6 protein-coding genes are annotated in these 6,203 nt (G+C 60.1%); 4 read left to right on the top strand and 2 right to left on the bottom strand.

The window, feature by feature from the left end; all coding sequences use genetic code 11:
- Positions 1-46: 46 nt before the first annotated feature.
- A complete protein-coding gene (gene argE, locus AC1DSG_RS26105; protein WP_477793470.1) occupies positions 47-1,198 on the bottom strand; it encodes an acetylornithine deacetylase in 1,152 nt (383 codons plus the stop codon).
- Positions 1,199-1,398: 200 nt separating this feature from the next.
- On the opposite strand from argE, the gene AC1DSG_RS26100 reads away from it, so the two are divergent.
- On the top strand, positions 1,399-2,766 hold the full coding sequence (locus tag AC1DSG_RS26100) for a CYTH domain-containing protein (protein WP_477793469.1): 1,368 nt from the start codon (positions 1,399-1,401) through the stop codon (positions 2,764-2,766).
- Positions 2,767-2,890: 124 nt separating this feature from the next.
- On the opposite strand, the gene AC1DSG_RS26095 is transcribed toward AC1DSG_RS26100, so the two are convergent.
- Positions 2,891-3,361 (bottom strand): Lrp/AsnC family transcriptional regulator, encoded by a 471-nt coding sequence (locus AC1DSG_RS26095; protein WP_477793468.1) that lies wholly within the window; start codon positions 3,359-3,361, stop codon positions 2,891-2,893.
- A 126-nt stretch (positions 3,362-3,487) separates the two neighbouring features.
- Here AC1DSG_RS26095 and AC1DSG_RS26090 point away from each other — a divergent pair, with 126 nt between their 5' ends.
- The 3 genes from AC1DSG_RS26090 (at position 3,488) to AC1DSG_RS26080 (ending at position 6,094) form a co-directional block, all read left to right on the top strand.
- Positions 3,488-3,826 (top strand): hypothetical protein, encoded by a 339-nt coding sequence (locus tag AC1DSG_RS26090; protein ID WP_477793467.1) that lies wholly within the window; start codon positions 3,488-3,490, stop codon positions 3,824-3,826.
- Positions 3,827-3,915: 89 nt separating this feature from the next.
- The gene (gene tfpB / locus AC1DSG_RS26085; protein ID WP_477793466.1) at positions 3,916-5,700 is read left to right on the top strand and encodes a type IV pilus assembly ATPase TfpB; all 1,785 of its coding nucleotides are present in this window, start codon (positions 3,916-3,918) and stop codon (positions 5,698-5,700) included.
- 73 nt (positions 5,701-5,773) lie between these two features.
- Positions 5,774-6,094, top strand: coding sequence for a DUF2388 domain-containing protein (locus AC1DSG_RS26080; RefSeq protein ID WP_477793465.1), 321 nt, complete (start codon positions 5,774-5,776; stop codon positions 6,092-6,094).
- Positions 6,095-6,203: the final 109 nt, after the last annotated feature.

Genomic DNA, 6,203 nt, shown 5'->3' with positions numbered 1-6,203 from the left:
TGTTATGGCCTCATCGCGAGCAGGCTCGCTCCCACATTGATTGCGTTCAACTGGCCGGTGTCAGGCAGTAATGTTCGATCAGCTGACGTAATAGATGCACCGTAGGCTGCAAACGTGACATTTCCAGGTATTCCCCCGGCTGGTGGGCGCAGGCGATATCCCCCGGGCCGAGCACCAGTGTCTCGCAGCCAAGTCGCTGAAGATAAGGCGCTTCGGTGCCGAACGCCACTGCTTCGGCGCGATGGCCGGTGAGCTTTTCAGCGATCTGCACCAATTCCGCGTCTTCGGCCTGTTCGAAGGGCGGTACTTCGGGGAACAGCGGCGCGTAATCGATTTTCACCTGATGCCGTTCTGCAACCGGCTTGAGCCGCTGCAGAATCTCCGCGCGCAGAGCCTTGGGGTCCATGCCTGGCAACGGCCGCAGGTCAAACTCCAGTGAGCACTGACCGCAGATACGGTTAGGGTTGTCGCCACCATGGATGCAGCCGAAGTTCATGGTCGGCGTCGGCACGCCAAACTGCGGGTTGCGAAATTCACGCTGCCACAACAGGCGCAGACCGCGTAGTTCGCCGATGGCATCGTGCATGGCCTCAAGGGCGCTATGGCCCAGGCTTGGGTCCGAGGAGTGTCCGCTCTGACCGAGAATGTCGATGCGCTCCATCATGATGCCTTTGTGCATGCGGATCGGCTTCAGCCCGGTCGGCTCGCCGATAACCGCCGCTCGTCCCAATGGACGTCCGGCGGCGGCCAGGGCGCGAGCACCGGACATGGAGCTTTCTTCATCGCAGGTGACCAGGATCAGTAGCGGTTGCTTGAATGGCTGATCGAGCAAAGGGATCACCGCTTCGATGGCCAGGGCGTAAAAGCCCTTCATGTCGCAGCTGCCCAAGCCAACCCAACGACCATCGACTTCGGTGAGTTTCAGCGGATCGGTCTGCCACAACGCGCCGTCGAACGGCACCGTGTCGCTGTGACCGGCGAGCACCAGGCCACCTGGGCCCGAACCAAAGCTGGCAAGCAGGTTGAACTTGCCGGGGCTGACCTGCTGGATATCGCAGACAAAACCCAGATCGCCCAGCCACGTCGCCAGCAAATCGATAACGGGACGATTGGACTGATCGAGGCTGGGCTGGGTGCAGCTGACCGACGGTGCAGCGATCAGCGCAGCGAACTGATCTTTCATGGACGGTAAAGGCATCGCTGGCTCCAACTCCCGAATTGAAGTCCATCATAGAACCATCCGGCGACAGGAATAAACCGTCGCGGCGCGGGTAGGGTCTGTTGGCGCTTGGTGACGAGCCGAGACGGAGACCCTACGTCGTGCCAGTGCTGTACACTGCACGACCTTGGCAGCCACACATTCCCCCGGCTGCGCTCCCGATCCTGGATTTTCCGGCCATGCAGAAAGAAACCGAAATCAAGCTCCGCGTCAGCCGCGAAACCCTCGCAGCCCTGCGCGAGCACCCGCTCCTGAAAAAACGCAACAAAAGTGGCTGGGAACGCCGTGAGTTGATGAATCAGTACTTCGACACGCCTGAGCGCGACCTGGCCCGCGCCAAGGTTGCCCTGCGCCTGCGCCGCGATGGCGAAGAAGTGATTCAGACGCTCAAGACCCGCGGCCAAAGCGTCGCCGGCCTGTCCGAGCGTAACGAGTACGACTGGAACCTGCCCAAAGCCAAGCTCGACGTGAAGAAACTCGACGGCGAATGCTGGCCTGAAGAACTGGCCGAGCTGGACAAAAAAACCCTCAAGCCGATCTTCACCACCGACTTCGTTCGCGAACGCGCTGAAATCGCCTGGGGCCGTGGCAAGACCAAAGTGGTCATCGAAGCCGCGCTGGACTTGGGCCATGTGATCGTCGGCAAGCAGAAAGAAGAAATCTGCGAGCTGGAACTGGAATTGCGCGAAGGCGAACYGGCTGCCCTGCTGGAACTGGCCGCCGAACTGGCCGCAACCCTGGCCCTGATGCCGTGTGACATCAGCAAGGCCGAGCGCGGTTATCGTTTGTACGACGCCAACAGCTATTCGCTGAGCTTGCCGGCACCGCAAATCACCGCCGAAACGCCGCTGGACGACGCCTTCGCCGCGCTGAGCTGGCATTTGCTGGGCAGCAGCCAGCGTCTGGCCGAGCAATATCGCTTCAACGGCCACTGGCGCCTGTTGCAGGATTGGGTCGAAAACCTCGCTGAATTGCGCGCACTGCTCAGCAGCCTGGGCCAAGCCGCGCCACGCCAGTCGACGCACGACCTGCGCCTTGCGCTGGACGCGTTGCTGGAAGACTKGCGGCCGCTGGTGCAAGCCGGTATCGACGACGAAGACGTACGCAAAGCCGCGCCGGAGCAATTCCTCGAGGAACTGGAAGATCCGCGTTGGGGCCTGTTCTCGCTGAACACCTCACGCTGGTTGCTGGCCCGCACCTGGGCGGCTGATCGCAACGTTCGTGGCAACCGCCAGGGCGCGGCGCAACTCGGTAGCTGGTTGCCGCGCTTGTTGGGTGAAGAAGCGACCTCCCTGCAATTGCAGCGTTATCAGCAACAACCRGAAGACCTGGCCGAACAACTGCCGCGCATCGAGCGCATTCAAGCGTGGCTGCACCATGCCCGTCACGTGTTGGACATCCCGGAAATGGATCGCCTGTACGGTGAGTTGAAACAGCTTGCCGTGCTGGCAAACGAGCCGATCACCGATGAATCGCTGGATGCGCGTAAGCAGCAGGCGATTGCGGTTTATCAGAATCGTGCCTGGAAGATGCTGCTGCGTATGTAACCTGTGATGATGATCGTTCCCACGCTCAGCGTGGTAATGCCTCAAGGGACGCTCCGCGTCCAGGTGACGCGGAGCGTCACSGGCTGCATTCCCACGCGGGAGCGTGGGAACGATCAGTATCGAGTCAACGCAACACTGGCAAACTCGTCGTGGACTTGATTTCAGATAAAGCCACAATCGAGTTCACCTCCTGTATCCCCGGCACCATCGACAGTTTCTCGAAGAAAAACCGCTCATACGCTTCAATGTCCGCCGTGACAATCCGCAGCAAGAAATCCACCGATCCCATCAGCACATAACACTCCAGCACTTCGGGAAAACCACGAATCGCCTCGGTGAACTCCGTGAAGTTCGAACGCCCGTGCGCATTTAGTTTGATCTCGGCAAAGATCTGCGTGTTCAGCCCGATCTTCTTGCGGTCAAGCAGCGTCACCTGCGCGCGAATGATCCCCTCTTCCTTCATCCGCTGAATCCGCCGCCAGCACGGCGATTGCGAGAGCCCCACCTGTTCGGCGATCTGCGCACTGGAGAGCGAAGCGTCCTCTTGCAGCAACGCGAGAATCTTGCGGTCGTAGCCATCCAGCTCGTTTTGCATAATAAAACCTTAAAACCTTATCCATTTGAATTACACGATTCGATAAATCGCCAATAAGCCCAATCATAGATAAGAAATGCCCGGCACCGAATGTAAAAATTCCTCCAGTGATTTTGGAGCCTGACCATGCCGCCTCTTGAAGCCGTCCACACCCCGCCCACCCGTGCCGACGTCTGGAACGTCAGCAACGCCCACTGCCGCGTTCACTATCAACTGCTCGCCGAAGCAGAACCGGACGTGCTGTGCCGGGCACTCAATCTGTTCGCCTTGCAGTTTCTGACGCCACAACAGGTCAACGTGCAGCGCCACGATGACTTGCTGTCGATCGACATTGTCATGGACGGCCTCAGCTGGCACCGCGCCCAAGTGATTGCGGAAAAACTTCGTAACTTGATCAGCGTCTGCTCGGTCGAGCTGCAAGCGGCTGATGCGGCGTGGGCTGAGCCGGCCCAGGCGGCGGGCTGAAAAATCTCGACACGGCTTTGTCCGGTAGTGGCCCAACGGTCGGAGGGTCCACGACTATCCTTTGCGGACTGTGTTTATGAGGAGCCCGCATGTCCGTTCAACTTGCCATTCAGGACCGCTGGCTGGATCTCAATGATTTGCTGCGCGACCTGGTCGCCCAAGGTTTTATCAGCCATGACTCGGCCGAGCACGCGCTCAACGCTCGCCGTCGCCACACCGCCAATGGTCAGGTGCACCCGCTGGAATTCATTGCCAGCCAACACCTCGACGATCTCAGTCGTCCCGGCAAACGCCTGGAGCTGGAGAACCTGACCCTGTGGCTGGCGCAACAGGCCGGTCAGCCGTACTTGCGCATCGATCCGCTGAAGATCAACGTTGCGGCCATAACGCCGCTGATGTCCTACGCCTTTGCCCAGCGCCACAAGATACTCGCGGTGTCCATCGACCGCGACGCGGTGACCGTGGCCAGCGCTCAGCCCTATGTCAAAGGCTGGGAAGCCGACCTGACCCACGTGTTGAAGCTGCCGATCAAACGGGTCGTGGCCAACCCTGTCGACATCCAGCGCTTTAGCGTCGAGTTTTTCCGGTTGGCCAAATCGGTCAGCGGCGCGACCAGCGCCGATCAGCAGACCAGCACCTTGGGCAACTTCGAGCAGCTGCTCAACCTCGGCGCCAGCGACCAGGAGCCGGACGCCAATGACGCGCACATCGTCAACATCGTTGACTGGCTGTTTCAGTACGCCTTCCAGCAGCGCGCCAGCGATATACACATCGAACCCCGACGCGAGCAAGGCACGGTACGCTTTCGCATCGACGGCGTGTTGCACAACGTCTATCAATTCCCGCCGCAGGTCACCATGGCCATCGTCAGTCGCTTGAAGAGCCTCGGGCGGATGAACGTCGCGGAAAAGCGCAAACCCCAGGACGGCCGGGTGAAGACCAAGACTCCAGACGGCGGTGAGGTCGAGTTGCGGCTATCGACATTACCGACGGCCTTTGGCGAAAAAATGGTCATGCGGATTTTCGACCCGGAAGTCCTGCTCAAGGATTTCGACCAGCTAGGGTTTTGCGCCGAAGACCTGCGTCGCTGGCAGGACATGACCCGCCAGCCCAACGGCATCATTCTGGTCACCGGGCCGACCGGTTCCGGCAAGACCACCACGCTGTACACCACGCTGAAGAAGCTGGCGACGCCCGAGGTCAATCTCTGCACCATCGAAGACCCGATTGAAATGGTCGAGCCGGCGTTTAACCAGATGCAGGTCCAGCACAACATCGACCTGACCTTCGCCGCTGGCGTGCGCGCGCTGATGCGACAAGACCCGGACATCATCATGATCGGCGAGATACGCGACCTCGAAACCGCCGAAATGGCGATTCAGGCAGCACTCACCGGCCACTTGGTACTCTCGACGTTGCACACCAATGACGCGCCGAGCGCGATCAGTCGTCTGCTGGAACTCGGCGTGCCGCACTACCTGATCAAAGCCACGGTGCTCGGTGTCATGGCCCAGCGCCTGGTGCGCACTTTGTGCCCCCATTGCAAGGCACCGCTTACGCTGGATGAAGAGGACTGGCAAACCCTGACCAAACCCTGGCAAGCCCCCCTGCCCACCAACGCCCAACGTGCCATCGGCTGCCTGGAATGTCGCGACACCGGCTATCACGGCCGCGCCGGGGTGTACGAAATCATGCAGCTGAGTGACGGCGTCAAGGCGCTGATCAATCCAGACACCGACTTACTGGCGATCCGGCGTCAGGCGTTCAAGGAAGGCATGCGCAGCTTGCGGCTGTCCGGGGCGCAGAAAGTGGCGGCAGGTTTGACCACGATGGAAGAGGTGCTGCGAGTGACGCCGCAGAGCGAGCAAAAGTAAACGCGCTCGCCCATGGAACTCGATTGGGGGTTGGCTATCCAAGGCCGCAGTCAACCCAGTGGAGTCACCCATCATGCGTTTCAAACTTGCTGTCGCCACCATCGCGCTGCTGTCTCTTCCAGTCGGTAGCGCGATGGCCGATGATAGCTTTTGGCAAAATGTCCTCACCTCCGGTGCAACCACCGCTTCGACCTACCTGACGTCCAAGGACAACAAAATGGTCATCGCCGCGCAGGACGATGCCAGCAGCTTTGTTGCCAGTGACGGCGGCATTCGCGGCCCTTACCTGGAAGCGGCGATGCAGAAAGTCCGCGCCGACAACCCGGGCCTGCAAGCGACGGACATGGAACTGGCGAATGCGATTCTGGCGAAGAATACGGTCGCTTCGGAGTAAGTTCGCAGATACCAAAATGCCGCTCAATTGAGCGGCATTTTTTTGCCCGACACAAATCCCCTGTAGGAGCCCGGCTTGCCGGCGATGGCGATCTCGGCGATGGCGATCT

This window comes from Pseudomonas sp. P5_A12 (assembly GCF_056400685.1).
Note: the sequence above shows the minus strand (reverse complement) of the source record. Positions and strands in the feature narration are given on the sequence as shown.

Bases quoted from the DNA above. Each gene is read 5' to 3' on its own strand.
- argE (WP_477793470.1), bottom strand. From the start codon at position 1,198: ATGCCTTTACCGTCCATGAAAGATCAGTTCGCTGCGCTGATCGCTGCA.
- AC1DSG_RS26095 (WP_477793468.1), bottom strand. From the start codon at position 3,361: ATGCAAAACGAGCTGGATGGCTACGACCGCAAGATTCTCGCGTTGCTG.
- AC1DSG_RS26090 (WP_477793467.1), top strand. From the start codon at position 3,488: ATGCCGCCTCTTGAAGCCGTCCACACCCCGCCCACCCGTGCCGACGTC.
- tfpB (WP_477793466.1), top strand. From the start codon at position 3,916: ATGTCCGTTCAACTTGCCATTCAGGACCGCTGGCTGGATCTCAATGAT.
- AC1DSG_RS26080 (WP_477793465.1), top strand. From the start codon at position 5,774: ATGCGTTTCAAACTTGCTGTCGCCACCATCGCGCTGCTGTCTCTTCCA.